Annotated in this window: 1 protein-coding gene; it reads left to right on the top strand. The window is 68.2% G+C overall.

The window, feature by feature from the left end; translation table 11 throughout:
- Positions 1–592, top strand: a 592-nt coding sequence (tpiA, locus tag DYI42_RS23940) for a triose-phosphate isomerase (RefSeq protein WP_213549635.1), incomplete at its 5' end; no start/stop codon positions are given.
- Between the last annotated feature and the right edge of the window lie 269 nt (positions 593–861).

Genomic DNA, 861 nt, shown 5'->3' with positions numbered 1-861 from the left:
GTCCGTCGGCGGGCAGTACTGCCACGCCGCCGCTTCCGGCGCCCACACCGGCGACATCTCCGCCGCCATGCTCGCCGACGCCGGTGTCACCCACGTCATCCTCGGCCACTCCGAGCGCCGCCAGGACCATGACGAGCACAACGAGCACATCCGCGCCAAGGCCAATACAGCTCTCGCGGAGGGCATCACCTGCGTCATCTGCGTGGGCGAAAGCGAAGCGGAGCGCGACGCCTCCAACACGCTCGACATCATCGGCGGCCAGCTCTCCGGTTCCATCCCCGACGGGGTGACAGGCCAAAGCCTCGTCGTCGCCTACGAGCCGATCTGGGCCATCGGCACCGGGCGCACCCCCACCCTCGACCAGATCGGCGAGGTGCACGATTTCATCCGCATGCGGCTCGAGCGCCGCTTCGGCGCCGGCGTGGGCCGCTCCACCCGCATCCTCTACGGCGGCTCGGTCAAACCCGGCAACGCCGCCGAAATCTTCGCCGTCAGCAACGTCGACGGCGCGCTGGTGGGCGGCGCCAGCCTGAAGGCCACCGACTTCTCCGCCATCATCTCGGCCCTCGAAGCCGCGCCCACACAGGGCTGACCACCGATCGCTGGTCCTGCTTCGGAGCCCTCCGTCGCCTGACACCCCAAGGGACGGCGGGCTGGGTCGGGTCAACAGGAATCGCCGAGGGGCCCCGGAACGGGGATACGGCTATTCCTGTTGATGCGAGACAGCACGTCGGCCATCCCGGGGTCAGGTGATGGAAGGCTTCGACGCAGGTTTCCTGCTTTGGTGACTCATGAGCTTGAACCACCCCGGAAACAACCGCAGGCCGTGCGTGGCGGAACGGGGTGGTTCAAGCTCATGAG

Source organism: Vannielia litorea, assembly GCF_018424695.1.
In the GTDB taxonomy this organism is placed as follows: Bacteria; Pseudomonadota; Alphaproteobacteria; order Rhodobacterales; family Rhodobacteraceae; genus Vannielia; species Vannielia litorea_A.
This window is presented reverse-complemented; position numbering and strand designations above follow the sequence as displayed.